Raw genomic sequence first — 11,984 nt, 5'->3', positions numbered from 1 at the left:
CATGTCGAGTTCGGCGACGCGCATCAGGTAACGCGGGCCGGAGAACGCCTGCTTGTTCTCCTCGTGGTCACGGACGACGTGGCAGGTGTTCTGGCACAGGAAGCACTCGATGCACTTGCGGAACTCCTGGGACCGCTCGACGTCCACCTGCTGCATCCGGTAGTCGCCGGGCTGCAGATCCTTCGGTGGCGTGAACGACGGGACCTCGCGCGCCTTGGTGTAGTTGAAGGACACGTCGGTGACCAGGTCGCGCATCACCGGGAACGTCCGCAATGGCGTCACCGTGACGGTCTCGTCCTCGTCGAACGTCGACATCCGCGTCATGCACATCAGCCGTGGGCGGCCGTTGACCTCGGCCGAGCACGACCCGCACTTGCCCGCCTTGCAGTTCCACCGCACGGCCAGATCGCCGGCCTGGGTGGCCTGCAGCCGGTGGATGATGTCGAGCACCACTTCGCCGTCGTTGACCTCGACGGTGTAGTCCTTCAGCTCGCCGCCGTCGTCGTCACCGCGCCAGACCCGCAAGCTCGCGTCGTAAGCAGCCATGTCAGCCCTTCCGTTCGGGGTGTTCGTTCAACTCAGCGTCGGTGTAGTACTTCTCGAGTTCGGAGAGCTCGAATGTCCCCAGCAGATCCGGTCGCATCGGGACCTGCTCCTCGGCGAAGACGGTGACGCCGGGGACCATCGCTTCACTGGTCGCGGCCTCGGTGGTCCGGCAGACCAGCAGCGTGTTGCGCCAGTTGGCGTCCATCGCGGGGTGGTCGTCGCGGGTGTGCCCGCCGCGGCTCTCGGTGCGCTGCAGCGCTGCCTTGGCCACACACTCGCTGACCAGCAGCATGTTGCGCATGTCGATCGCCAGGTGCCAGCCCGGGTTGAACACCCGGCCGCCCTCGACGGCGACGTTCTGCAGGCGGCCCCTGAGCTCGTCGAGCTTGGCCAGTGCCTCGATGATCTCGGCTTCCTTGCGGATGATGCCGACCAGGTCGTTCATCGACTGCTGAAGCTCGGCGTGCAGCGTGTACGGGTTCTCGGGGTTGTCGTGCGCCTCATACGGGGCCAACGCCATCTTGGTGGCCTCGTCGACGGCGTCCTGCGGCGGCTTCGGGCGATTGTCGGCAAGCGCCCGTACATAGTCGGCCGCGCCGAGACCGGCGCGGCGGCCGAACACCAGCAGATCCGACAGCGAGTTGCCACCGAGCCGGTTGGAGCCGTGCATGCCACCGGAGCACTCACCCGCGGCGAACAGCCCGGGTGTGGCGGCGCCGCCGGTGTCGGGATCGACCTCGATACCGCCCATCACGTAGTGACAGGTCGGGCCGACCTCCATCTCGTCCTTGGTGATGTCGACCTCGGCCAGTTCGATGAACTGGTGATACATCGAGGGCAGCCGACGCTTGATCTCCTCGGTGGGCATGCGCGAGGCGATGTCGAGGTAGACCCCGCCGTGCGGGGTGCCGCGGCCCGCCTTGACCTCGGCGACGATGGCCCGCGCCACCTCGTCGCGGGGCAGCAGGTCAGGCGTGCGACGGGCGGAGTCGTTGTCCTTGAGCCACTGGTCGGCCTCTTCCTCCGTCTCGGCGTACTGGCCCTTGAACACGGCGGGGATGTAGTCGAACATGAACCGCTTGCCCTCGGAGTTCTTCAGCACCCCACCGTCGCCGCGGACGCCCTCGGTGACGAGGATTCCCTTGACGGACAGTGGCCAGACCATGCCGGTCGGGTGGAACTGGATGAACTCCATGTTGATCAGATTGGAACCCGCGCGCAGCGCCAGGGCGTGGCCGTCGCCGGTGTACTCCCAGGAATTCGACGACACCTTGAACGACTTGCCGATGCCGCCCGTTGCGAGCACCACCGCGGGCGCGTCGAACAGGATGAAGTTGCCGGTCTCGCGCCAGTATCCGAAGGCGCCCGCGATCCTGTCGCCGTCCTTGATCAGATCGGTGACCGAGCATTCGTGGAAGACCTTGATCCGGGCCTCGTAGTCGCCCAGTTCCTTCTTGTCCTCCTGCTGCAGCGAGACGATCTTCTGCTGCAGCGTTCGGATGATCTCCAGGCCGGTGCGGTCGCCGACGTGCGCAAGCCGGGGGTAGGTGTGCCCGCCGAAGTTGCGCTGGCTGATCTTGCCGTCCTTGGTGCGGTCGAACAGCGCGCCGTAGGTCTCCAGCTCCCAGACCCGGTCGGGGGCCTCCTGGGCGTGCAGTTCGGCCATCCGCCAGTTGTTCAGGAACTTGCCGCCGCGCATCGTGTCGCCGAAGTGCACCTGCCAGGAGTCCTTGGTGTTGACGTTCTTCATCGCCGCCGCGCAGCCACCCTCGGCCATCACGGTGTGCGCCTTGCCGAACAGCGACTTGGTCACCACCGCGACGCGCAGACCGCGTTCGCGGGCCTCGATCACAGCGCGCAGTCCAGCCCCGCCGGCGCCGATCACGACCACGTCGTATTCGTGCCGTTCGAGTTCAGCCATCTATTTCATTCCTCGCTAGTTCGTGAATTATTTTGTCAGCCAATGAATCTGAGGTCTGAAATGGTGCCGCTGGCAACCAGCATGACGTAGAAGTCGGTGAGCATCAGTGTGCCGAGGGTGACCCACGCGTACAGCTTGTGGCGGGTGTTGAGCTTGCTCACCTGACCCCAGAGCCAGTACCGCACGGGGTGTTTGGAGAAGTGCTTGAGCCTGCCGCCGACGACGTGGCGGCAGGAGTGGCACGACAGCGTGTAGACCCACAGCATGATCACGTTCACCAGCAGGATCACGTTGCCAAGGCCGAATCCGAAACCGCTGGGGGAGTGGAACGCCTTGATGGCGTCGTAGGTGTTGATCAGCGAGATGATCCCGGCGATGTAGAAGAAGTACCGGTGGGTGTTCTGGATGATCAGCGGCAGCCGGGTCTCGCCGGTGTACTTCGCGTGTGGTTCGGCCACCGCGCACGCGGTGGGGGACTGCCATACCGAGCGGTAGTAGGCCCCGCGGTAGTAGTAGCAGGTCAGCCGGAACAGCAGCAGGAACGGCAGCGACAGAGCCGCGTACGGCAGCCACCACACGTCCGGCAGGATCTGCGGCCAGAATCCGCTGGCCTCCGGGGTGCAGCCCGTGCTGATGCATGGCGAGTAGAACGGCGTGAGGTAGTGGTACTCGGGGACGAAGTAGTTGTTCTGGAGGAATGCCCGCACGGTCGCGTAGATCACGAACGCCGCGAAGCCGAGGTCGGTCCAGATCGGCGACTTGAGCCAGTTGTCGGTGCGGAGCGTGCGCTGGCTGATCTGCGCTCGCGTCGGTGAGAAGACACCTGTGCCGGGGCGGTCGGCGGTGGGTGCGCTCAAGGGGTTTCCCTCACTTTGGTCGTAATGTGTCCGGGCGTTTGGTGGCTGTTGGCTGCAGCGCGGTCAACTCATGGCGCTCTGTTCTTCGCGCAAGCGCTCATCACCGCGTGCCGCCGAGTCCTTCGTCGTCCACGTCCTGCCAGAAGTCGCTGGCGTACTGGGTGTCGGGGATGCCGATCTTCTCGAGGGTCTGGTGGTGTTGGCTTACGCCACGTGCGAGATTCAACTCCTCGGCGTCGATGTCCAGTCGGTCGATGTCGTTGAGGATGCGCTCGGCGTCGTTGACGATGCGTCGCATCGCCGGGCTGTCGCCGTAGCGTGAGGCGAGTGATGTCACGCAGCGGCGAAGGCCGCCGATCAACTCGTGTAGCTGGTCGATTTCAGTGGTAGTGGACAACGGAGTTGACCTCCTGGGCTGAAGGGTGTCACGGATCACAGTACGACAATCGATGCTAGTCACAGAACGGGTTCTCACGTGACAAGAGTCACGTCGAAGATGGAGGTTGAAGAGTGTCCAACGAGGTTCTGCAGGAGCTTGCGGCGACGCTGAAGGCGCTGCACGTGCCGGGTAATCCGGTGATTCTTCCGACGGTCTGGGACGCCTGGTCGGCGAAGTTGGCGGTCGGTGCGGGGTTTGCCGCGCTGACGGTCGGCAGCCATCCGGTCGCCGACTCGGTCGGCAAGGAGGACGGGGAGGGGATGTCGTTCGACGATCTGCTCAACCGGGTCGGGCAGATCACCGCAGCGGTGGACGTGCCGCTGTCGGTCGACATCGAGTCCGGCTACGGCGAGACGCCGCAGCGGCAGATCGAGGGATTGCTCTCGGTGGGTGCGGTGGGACTGAACATCGAGGACACCGTTCACAAGGAGGGCAAGCGGCTGCGTTCACCCGAGGAGCATGCGGCGCTCGTCGGCGAGCTGCGCAAGGCCTCCGATGCGGCGGGCGTGCACGTGGTGATCAACGCGCGCACCGATCTGTTCCTGCGCAACGACGGTGACGACGCCGATCGCGTTGACCGTGCCATCGCGCGCCTGAAGCTCGCGGCCGACGCGGGTGCCGACAGCCTGTACCCGGTCGGCAGGCACGACGCCGAGACGACGCGACGGCTCACCTCGGAGTTGCCGCTGCCCGTGAACGCCATTGCGCTACCGGATCAGGACGACCCGGCGTCGTTCGGGCCGTTGGGCGTCGGCCGCATCAGCTTCGGGCCGTTCTTGCAGCGCGCGCTGTCCGGTCGTGCCGAGGAGCTGCTGGCCCGCTGGCGCTGACGAGTTCGCCTGCCGTTCGGCCGGCCGACCTACCATCCCGCCCGTGAGCGACGATGACGAACGGTGGCATTGGCACGATCAGCGCGGCGTCACGTGGGCCGCGGGGGCGGCTGCCGTCGCGCTGATCGTGCTGCTGCTGGTGACGGTGCTCAGGACGGGGACGACGACTTCGCACGGGCCCGGCTCGGGACCGCCCGAGACGAGCACGTCGGAATCCCTTGGCGGAGCCTCGCCTTCGACGACGACCAGTTACACGGTGCCGAGTGTGCAGACCAGCGAGGACGATGGGCCCGCGTCACCCTCTACAAGCGACGATGCGCCTGCGCCGGAGGATCCCGCGACTCCCACGACGTCGACCGCCACCACCAACCCGTACGTCACCACGACGACGCAGAATGGCGGCGCGGTCTGAGCGCCTTTCTCACAGGGCCGCCGCCAGCCAGGTGAGCACACCGTGACGGGCGATTCACGCGACGCGACATGACCGAAACGTCAGCTCCCTAACCTTCGGACATGCGCTCACAGAAACGTGTCGTCGTCGTCGGGCACGGGATGGTGGCACACCGGTTCGTCGAGGCCTTGCGGGCCAGGGACGGCAAGGGTGCCTGGTGGGTGAGCGTCCTCGCCGAGGAACGCGACGCCGCCTACGACCGCGTCGGCCTGACCGGCTACACCGAGCACTGGGACCGTACCCGGCTTGCATTGGCCGGCAATGACTATGCAGGCGACCGCCGCGTCGAGTTGATCCTTCGCGACCCGGTCACGCGGATCGATACGTCCGCGAAGTGCGTGACGACGCTGTTGGGCCGCCGCATCCCCTACGACGCCTTGGTGCTCGCCACCGGTTCGTATGCCTTCGTCCCTCCGGTGCCCGGCCACGACCTGCCCAACTGTCACGTCTACCGCACGCTCGACGACCTCGACGCGATCCGCGCTGACGCGAACGATGCGGCAGACGATGCGGCGGGGGTGGTGATCGGGGGCGGTCTGCTCGGCCTCGAGGCCGCAAACGCCTTGCGGCAGTTCGGGTTGCGGCCGCACATCGTCGAACGGTTTCCGCGTTTGATGGGCCAGCAGCTCGACGAGGCGGGCGGCGCGCTGCTCAACCGGATGGTCAGTGCGCTTGGCATCACGACACATCTGGACGTCGGCACGGAGTCGATCGAGAGTCGCGACGACGGCGTCCGCGTGAACCTGTCCGACGGGTCGGCGATCGACGCCGGTCTGGTCGTCTTCGCTGCCGGTGTGCGCCCGCGCGACGAGTTGGCCCGCGACGCAGGTCTTCCGATTGCCGACCGCGGTGGCGTGCTGGTGGACGCGACCTGCGCCACGATCGATCCCGACGTCTACGCGATCGGGGAGGTGGCCGCGATCGACGGCCGGTGCTACGGGCTGGTCGGGCCCGGTTACACCAGCGCCGAGGTCGTCGCCGACCGGTTGCTCGGTGGCGCAGCCGAATTCGGCGAGGCCGACATGTCAACCAAGCTGAAGCTGCTCGGCGTCGACGTGGCCAGCTTCGGTGATGCGATGGGCACCACTCCGAACTGCCTCGAGGTGGTCGTCAACGACGCCGTCGGGCAGACCTACGCCAAACTGGTTCTCTCGGACGACGCCAGTACGCTGCTCGGCGGAATCCTGGTCGGCGACGCGACCGCCTACGGCGTGCTCCGGCCGATGGTTGGCGAACAGCTCCCCGGCGACCCGCTTGCCATCATCGCGCCGGGCCGATCCGATTCGGGGGCAGCGGCACTCGGTATCGGCGCTCTCCCCGCGGCGGCCCAGATCTGCTCGTGCAACAACGTCACCAAGGGTGATCTCGCCGACGCGATCGCCGGCGGCTGCGCAGACGTGCCCGCCCTGAAGGCCTGCTCCAGGGCGGGCACGTCGTGCGGATCCTGCGTCCCACTGCTCAAGCAGCTCCTCGAAGCCGAGGGCGTCACGCAGTCGATGGCGCTGTGCGAGCACTTCGGGCAGTCCCGCGCCGAACTGTTCGAGATCGTCGCGGCGTCGAACGTCCGCACCTTTTCCGGCCTGATCGCCCGCTTCGGCAGCGGAAGGGGTTGCGACATCTGCAAACCCGTCGTCGCATCGATCCTGGCGTCCACCAGCTCGGGCCACATCCTCGACGGCGAGGAGGCCTCGCTTCAGGACTCCAACGACCACTTCCTGGCCAACATCCAGAAGAACGGCAGTTACTCCGTGGTGCCCAGGGTGCCAGGCGGCGACATCACCGCCGAACAGCTGATCCTGATCGGTGAGATCGCCAGGGACTTCGGCCTGTACACCAAGATCACCGGCGGTCAGCGGATCGACATGTTCGGCGCGACGGTCGACCAGCTGCCCGAGATCTGGCGCAGGCTCATCGACGGTGGGATGGAGTCCGGACACGCCTACGGCAAGGCCTTGCGGACGGTGAAGAGCTGCGTTGGCAGCGACTGGTGCCGCTACGGCCAGCGGGACTCGGTGCAGATGGCCATCGACCTCGAACTCCGCTATCGCGGTTTGCGCGCCCCGCACAAGATCAAGATGGGCGTGTCCGGCTGCGCGCGGGAGTGCGCCGAGGCGCGCGGGAAGGACGTCGGCGTCATCGCGACCGAGAACGGCTGGAACCTCTACGTCGGCGGAAACGGCGGCATGACTCCGAAACATGCCCAGCTGCTGGCCGGCGACCTCGACGACGACACACTCATCCGCTACGTCGACCGCTTCCTGATGTTCTACGTGCGCACGGCCGACCGGCTCCAGCGCACGGCGCCCTGGATCGAGAGCCTCGATGGCGGGTTGGACCATCTCCGCGACGTGGTGGTCGACGACTCGCTCGGGCTGGCCGCGGAGTTCGAGGACGCCGTGGCCCGCCACGTCGACGGGTATTCCTGCGAGTGGAAGGGCGTTCTGGACGACCCCGACAAACTCTCGCGGTTCGTCTCATTCGTCAACGCACCCGAAACCGCCGACCCCACAGTGCAGTTCACCGAACGTTCTGGGCGCAAGGTGCCCATCGGCCTGCCGACCATCCGTCCCCGATAGGAGCCCCCCGTGACACTGATCGACGACGTCAACGACGTCTTGGTCTGGACCGTCGTCTGTGCCTACGACCGGCTGCTACCCGGCCGCGGCGCAGGCGTGCTGTTGCCGGACGGGACTCAGGTCGCGTTGTTCCGGCTCGACGACGGTTCCCTGCGGGCGGTGGGGAACGTCGACCCGTTCTCGGGTGCGGCGGTCATGTCACGCGGGATCGTCGGGGACCGGGCCGGCCGCGTATGCGTGCAGTCGCCGATCAAGAAGCAGGCCTTCGCCCTCGACGACGGTGCCTGTCTCGACGATCCCGAGGTGGTGCTGCCGGTCTACCGGACCAGGGTCACCGAAGACGGCGTCGTCGAGGTGGGCGGCTAGAGGCGGCTAGAGGGCCCCAAATTCTCCGCCGAACGTGGGTTACCCCCACGCTTTCTTGCGGCGACCGTGGGGGTAATCCACGTTCGGCGAGGGGAAGTTGATTCTTAGAGCGCGCGGAGGAGCCGGCTATCGGACGGATCCGGTTCGGCCAGCAGCGCGGTCCGCGAGGGGGTGCTCCACAGTTCGATGGTCTGGATGATCCAGTAGACGGCGAACTCGACGATCAGGGCCGCCTCGACGACGAGGACCGCGTGGTTGAACCCGTCGAGTAGCTGGTGCAGACCCACCACCGCGAGCAACGTCAGTACCATGGCGACGGAAATCCACTGGTAGAAGGCCTGATAGCGCCTGCGGTGCGGGCACTTGCCCAGGTCCTGGTTGCCCGCCACGAAGGCGGTGATGACGACCGTCAGGATGATCGCAGCGAACATGGCCACCGCCGCTACGCCGTGGGCATTGGCGCGAAACCACTCCGGCGCCACCACCAGCGCGATCAGCCCGACCGCGAGCAGGGCGCGTTGCGCCCAGACCGCCGCCGCGCCAAGAGTGCTCCGCCGCTGCGTGGTTCCCGTGCGCCGGTACATCCACCAGGACGCGGCGCGCGAGGCGAATAGCGCGATGACCACTGCCCATGTGTTCGGGATCGCGGATTGCCCGCCGATGCTCAGATCCGTGCTGCCGCAGAACAGTACGGGGCGTGACGTCGGAACCATGGCGACGACGAACGCCAGGATGCCCGCAAGGTTCAGCAGGACGTCCTCGGTGTCGTTGCTGCCCTTGTAGACGATGAACATCGCGCCCGTCGCGCAGAGGGAGGCGATGAACACGCTGTGCGCCGAGGTGAAGTAGTAGGCGCTGACCGAGGTCTGCCAGCAGGTCGCGTGGAGTCGCTCGATGACGACCGCGGCGCCGAGCATCAGGATCATCACCGGCATGCCACCGCGTAGGTAGCGGTACGTGTCGAGCACGGCCTCGTTGGTCACCTCACCATTGCAGCGCAGTGGCGTCGGTTTCTCGGCGGAATGGGTCAGACGGTGACGGGCAGCCGGGCCCGGCGGAACCGGCTCGCGATCAGCCGGGCGACACCAGGGTGGGTGCCGAGAGGATTGGTCACCACGTCGGCGCCGGAGTCCAGCAGACGGTCTTGAAAGAGGCCATCCGCCAACAGGTACGACGCGACGACGATGCGCGTCGCCCCGCGGCTACGGATGGCGGCGACGGCGTCCGCGACACGTGGCTCACACGTCGCGGCATACGCCAATTCGACGCGCGCACCGATCGCGGCCGACAACAGGGTGGCCGTCATCAGGAGGTCTCGTTGGGCGTGCGGATCGGACGTGCCCGCCGCGGCCAGGATCACCGAATCCGAGGGTCGCCAACCTGATTCGACGAGTCGATCGGAGAGTATCCGCACGATGTGCGGCGACGGTCCGAGTGGATCGGTCACGATCACGTCGGGACGCCTGCTGGCCTCGACGTGGGCGGGTATGTCCACCCGGACGTGGTAGCCACCGGCCAGGAAGGCGGGCACCATGACGGCGGGCCCGTCGGGCAGGGTCGACAGCACGTCGGAGGGCGTGGGACCGAGTACGTCGACGAATGCGGTGCGCACCCTCCTGCCAAGGTGAGCTCCGACCCGCTCGGCGAGGTCCGCGATCATCGCGACGCCGTCGGCCTTGCGGGTGCCGTGGGCGACGAGCAATGGGTTCACGACACTCCCACCGAATTGTCGTCGACAGCGAGCCGGTAACCGCGCTTCACCACGGTCGAGACGATGTGCTTGTCGCCCAGCGCGGTCCGCAGCCGCAGCACCGCGGTCTCGACGGCGTGCGTATCGGTTCCGCCGCCGGGCAACGCGCTGAGCAGGTCGTTGCGTGACACCACGTTCCCTGGCCGGTGGGCCAGCGCGCGGATGGTCGCCATCCCTGCTGGGGGGAGGTCCTTGACCACTCCGTCGACCAGTACGCAGGTGCCCCGGATCTCGAGTACGTGTCCCGCGACCGTCACCGTCCTGGACTGCAGCAGCGGCAGTTCGTCGGTGATGTGACGCGCCAGTGCCCCCAACCGCATCCGCTCTGGCGCCGACGTCGGCACTCCGAGGCGCACCAGCGGACGGGCGGTCACCGGGCCGACGCACATCGCGTGGACATCGGTGCGCAGCGCTGCGAGCACCCGGTCCTCGATGCCCATCTCGACGGCACGCATGAGCACCGACGCGACGGCGGGGGCGGAGGTGAAGCTGACGGCGTCGAACCTGTGCTCGGCGATGCCTGCGACCAGCGCGTCGAAGCCACCGTCGCGTGGCGCCGGGCGCCAGCGGTACACGCGGATCGGCACGATCTCGGCTCCCGCGGCGCGCAGCTCGTCGAGGAACTCGGGGAACGGGTCCCAGTCGTCGGTGGCCCCGTGCAGCTGGACGGCGATGCGCAGGCCGGCGATACCGCCTTCGCGCAGGTACTGAAGGACCTCGCGGGACGACTCCGACTCCGGCGACCACTCCTCGGGCAGCCCGGCCGCCCGTAGCGCCCCGGTGGCCTTCGGCCCGCGGGACACGATGCGTGCCTTGCCGAGGGCGGTGATCAGGTCACCTGCCAGTCCCCAGCCGTCGGCGGCGGCGGTCCAGCCGCGGAAGCCGATGCCCGTCGTCGCGATGACCACGTCGGGAGGTGAGGCGATCAGTGCCTCGGTGTGATCGTGGAGTTCCTCGTCGTCGGGCAGCGGAACCATCGCGATCGCGGCGGCGCTGGTCACGGTCGCGCCGCGGCGGATCAGCAGCGTGCTCAGCTCCTCGGCACGTCGGGCTGAGGTCACCGCCACCCGGAATCCGGTCAGTGGCGCCCAATCGGGGTCACGCATGCCACCAGTGAAGGCACTCCGTGTTTCCGAGTGGTTACCTCGCCGTTGCCGCGCCATGTCGCGAGGCGGAGGCGGTGACTCGGCGGTGAAATTCCCCTCACGCACCGCGTCATCGCCCCGTGAGGCGCATGTCACCAGACGTCGCCATCACGCCAATCGCACGTGAGTTCGCCTGCGGTCTCGAGCTCCATTTCGTCGGGTAGGCCCACTGGCAACACGAAGACCGAATCGTCGGCGTCGGGGGTCGGGGTCAGTCCCGTCGGTGCCAGCACCGACGTCATGCCCTGCCACGGCAGCCAGCCTCGCGCCGCGTACATGTGCCTGCCCGCTGCCGACGAGCTGAGTGCGCCCAGTTGGTAGGCGCCGCGCAAGACCTGTTCCAGGCCGTCCATGACTGCCAACGCGAGGCCCTGTCCGCGCCAGTCCTCCCGAACCGCGACGCCCTCCAGGTAACCGCATCGCAGTGCGACGTCGCGGTGGATCATCCGGCGCTGGACCACAGCGCCGTGTGCGATCAGCGCGCCGCGGACCCAGATCAGTGCGTGCATACCGCCGAGCGAGTGCTCCCAGTCGGCGTCGGTGAAGTCGATCTCGCCGCCGCCGAACGCATCGATGACCATGCGGCGGGCGCCCTCACGGGTGTCGGCATCGAGATCGGAGGTATGGACCAGGCGTGCGGTGTGGAGCACCCCTCGTTCCTACCAGGGTGCGGGGACCACCACATCCCCCGGACAGCCGCAACCGGGTTTACGACGACCGTCGTGGGCGGGACCAGCGCATCCTCACGTGCTGGCCGGGGCGCACCTGAGCCAGTGCGTCGAGGTCCCGATCGGCTACCACTCCGATCACCGGATAGCCGCCCGTGACCGGGTGGTCTGGGCCGAGGATCACCGGTAAACCGTTGGGCGGCACCTGAATCGCGCCGCGGGTGGCGCCTTCGCTCGGCAGCTGCCGGTCCGGCCAGCGGTGCTCCAGCGGACGTCCCGAGAGCCGCATCCCGACGCGGTCGCTGCGGTCGGAGGCCACCCATTCGGTGTGTACCAGCGCGTCGGGGTCGGTGAACCAGTCGTCGCGTGGGCCGGGCACGACGAGGAGTTCGAGCAGGTCCTCGACGATTGCCGCGACCGGGGCCTGGTCCAACT

Annotated in this window: 13 protein-coding genes; 4 read left to right on the top strand and 9 right to left on the bottom strand. The window is 67.5% G+C overall.

Annotation, left to right across the window (positions count from 1 at the left end; translation table 11 throughout):
* From ACRDUX_RS10135 to ACRDUX_RS10120, 4 genes are all read right to left on the bottom strand, one after another.
* On the bottom strand, positions 1 to 546 hold a 546-nt coding region (locus ACRDUX_RS10135), incomplete at its 3' end, for a succinate dehydrogenase/fumarate reductase iron-sulfur subunit (protein ID WP_526413479.1).
* A gap of 1 nt (position 547) precedes the next feature.
* Positions 548 to 2,467, bottom strand: coding sequence for a fumarate reductase/succinate dehydrogenase flavoprotein subunit (locus tag ACRDUX_RS10130; protein WP_526413477.1), 1,920 nt, complete (start codon positions 2,465 to 2,467; stop codon positions 548 to 550).
* 35 nt (positions 2,468 to 2,502) lie between these two features.
* Positions 2,503 to 3,324: a succinate dehydrogenase subunit SdhC gene (gene sdhC, locus ACRDUX_RS10125; RefSeq protein ID WP_526413475.1), complete on the bottom strand. Its 822-nt coding sequence runs from the start codon at positions 3,322 to 3,324 to the stop codon at positions 2,503 to 2,505.
* Positions 3,325 to 3,424: 100 nt separating this feature from the next.
* Positions 3,425 to 3,721 (bottom strand): Rv0250c family protein, encoded by a 297-nt coding sequence (locus ACRDUX_RS10120; protein WP_526413473.1) that lies wholly within the window; start codon positions 3,719 to 3,721, stop codon positions 3,425 to 3,427.
* A gap of 113 nt (positions 3,722 to 3,834) precedes the next feature.
* Here ACRDUX_RS10120 and ACRDUX_RS10115 point away from each other — a divergent pair, with 113 nt between their 5' ends.
* The 4 genes from ACRDUX_RS10115 to nirD all read left to right on the top strand — a co-directional run bounded on the left by ACRDUX_RS10115 (position 3,835) and on the right by nirD (position 7,986).
* The gene (locus ACRDUX_RS10115) at positions 3,835 to 4,593 is read left to right on the top strand and encodes an isocitrate lyase/PEP mutase family protein (RefSeq protein ID WP_526413471.1); all 759 of its coding nucleotides are present in this window, start codon (positions 3,835 to 3,837) and stop codon (positions 4,591 to 4,593) included.
* A gap of 43 nt (positions 4,594 to 4,636) precedes the next feature.
* Positions 4,637 to 5,005, top strand: a complete 369-nt coding sequence (locus ACRDUX_RS10110; RefSeq protein ID WP_526413469.1) for a hypothetical protein — start codon at positions 4,637 to 4,639, stop codon at positions 5,003 to 5,005.
* 101 nt (positions 5,006 to 5,106) lie between these two features.
* Positions 5,107 to 7,620 carry a nitrite reductase large subunit NirB gene (gene nirB / locus ACRDUX_RS10105; protein WP_526413467.1) on the top strand — a complete coding sequence of 838 codons (2,514 nt, stop codon included), beginning with the start codon at positions 5,107 to 5,109 and terminating at the stop codon, positions 7,618 to 7,620.
* 18 nt (positions 7,621 to 7,638) lie between these two features.
* Positions 7,639 to 7,986: a nitrite reductase small subunit NirD gene (gene nirD, locus ACRDUX_RS10100; protein ID WP_526413481.1), complete on the top strand. Its 348-nt coding sequence runs from the start codon at positions 7,639 to 7,641 to the stop codon at positions 7,984 to 7,986.
* A gap of 104 nt (positions 7,987 to 8,090) precedes the next feature.
* Here the strand turns inward: nirD and ACRDUX_RS10095 are convergent, their stop codons facing one another.
* The 5 genes from ACRDUX_RS10095 to ACRDUX_RS10075 all read right to left on the bottom strand — a co-directional run.
* Complete coding sequence (locus tag ACRDUX_RS10095; RefSeq protein ID WP_526413465.1) at positions 8,091 to 8,969, bottom strand: hypothetical protein; 879 nt, start codon at positions 8,967 to 8,969, stop codon at positions 8,091 to 8,093.
* A gap of 44 nt (positions 8,970 to 9,013) precedes the next feature.
* On the bottom strand, positions 9,014 to 9,697 hold the full coding sequence (locus ACRDUX_RS10090) for a sirohydrochlorin chelatase (protein ID WP_526413463.1): 684 nt from the start codon (positions 9,695 to 9,697) through the stop codon (positions 9,014 to 9,016).
* Complete coding sequence (locus tag ACRDUX_RS10085; protein WP_526413461.1) at positions 9,694 to 10,842, bottom strand: uroporphyrinogen-III synthase; 1,149 nt, start codon at positions 10,840 to 10,842, stop codon at positions 9,694 to 9,696. Before ACRDUX_RS10085 ends, ACRDUX_RS10090 begins: the two co-directional genes overlap by 4 nt.
* Before the next feature lie 131 nt (positions 10,843 to 10,973).
* Positions 10,974 to 11,531: a GNAT family N-acetyltransferase gene (locus ACRDUX_RS10080; RefSeq protein ID WP_526413459.1), complete on the bottom strand. Its 558-nt coding sequence runs from the start codon at positions 11,529 to 11,531 to the stop codon at positions 10,974 to 10,976.
* Between the two features lie 58 nt (positions 11,532 to 11,589).
* Positions 11,590 to 11,984: 5-oxoprolinase subunit C family protein (locus tag ACRDUX_RS10075; RefSeq protein ID WP_526413457.1), on the bottom strand; the 395-nt coding region annotated here is incomplete at its 5' end.

The sequence above is a fragment of the Mycobacterium sp. genome (assembly GCF_050701675.1).
Taxonomy (GTDB): Bacteria; Actinomycetota; Actinomycetes; order Mycobacteriales; family Mycobacteriaceae; genus Mycobacterium.
This window is presented reverse-complemented; position numbering and strand designations above follow the sequence as displayed.

Bases quoted from the DNA above. Each gene is read 5' to 3' on its own strand.
- ACRDUX_RS10130 (WP_526413477.1), bottom strand. From the start codon at position 2,467: ATGGCTGAACTCGAACGGCACGAATACGACGTGGTCGTGATCGGCGCC.
- nirB (WP_526413467.1), top strand. From the start codon at position 5,107: ATGCGCTCACAGAAACGTGTCGTCGTCGTCGGGCACGGGATGGTGGCA.
- ACRDUX_RS10085 (WP_526413461.1), bottom strand. From the start codon at position 10,842: ATGCGTGACCCCGATTGGGCGCCACTGACCGGATTCCGGGTGGCGGTG.